Below are 803 nucleotides of genomic sequence, written 5' to 3' on the forward strand. Positions count from 1 at the left end.
CCTCGGTGTCGACGAGCTGCTCGTACGACGCGCCGTCCTCGCCGCGGCCGGGCTTCAGACCCCACTGGCCCATGAAGGTCGCGCGCTCATCGAGGAACGCGGCGTAATCGTGCAGCGCGATGCCGCGGACGATGCGCGTGCCCCAGAACGGCGGCGCGGGCACGGGGTTGTCGGATGCCACGTCCGATCGCCCAGGCATCGCCTCGGGTTCGGTGAGTGTGAGCTTCGACCCGGCCGCATGGCGCCGCTTCTTCAGCGCGGGGAGCCCGACCGACGCCGGGTCGGCGCCGCGCGCGATCTTCACGAGCGGCTCCATGAGGGCCAAGCCCTCGAAGGCGTCGCGGGCGTAGCGCACCTCGCCGTCGAAGAGGCTCGCCAGGTCGTCCTCGACGTACGCGCGCGTGAGCGCCGCACCGCCGAGGATCACCGGCCACTTGGTGCCGAGGCCACGGGAGCGGAGCTCCTCGAGGTTCTCCTTCATGACGACCGTCGACTTCACGAGCAGACCCGACATGCCGATGACGTCGGCGTTGTGCTCCTCGGCTGCGGCGATGATGTCGCCGATCGGCTGCTTGATGCCGAGGTTTACGACGTCGTACCCGTTGTTGGTGAGGATGATGTCGACGAGGTTCTTGCCGATGTCGTGCACGTCGCCGCGGACCGTCGCGAGCACAATGCGGCCCTTGCCCGAGGCATCCGACTTCTCCATGTGCGGTTCGAGGAGAGCCACCGCGGTCTTCATCACCTCGGCGGACTGCAGCACGAACGGCAGCTGCATCTCGCCCGCGCCGAACCGCTCGCCG

General features: G+C 69.0%; 1 protein-coding gene. It reads right to left on the reverse strand.

What is annotated here, in order from left to right; all coding sequences use genetic code 11:
• Positions 1 to 803: cobalamin-dependent protein (locus B1729_RS20280; RefSeq protein WP_204318982.1), on the reverse strand; the 803-nt coding region annotated here is incomplete at both ends.

The organism is Microbacterium sp. B35-04 (assembly GCF_010634885.1).
Lineage (GTDB): Bacteria > Actinomycetota > Actinomycetes > Actinomycetales > Microbacteriaceae > Microbacterium.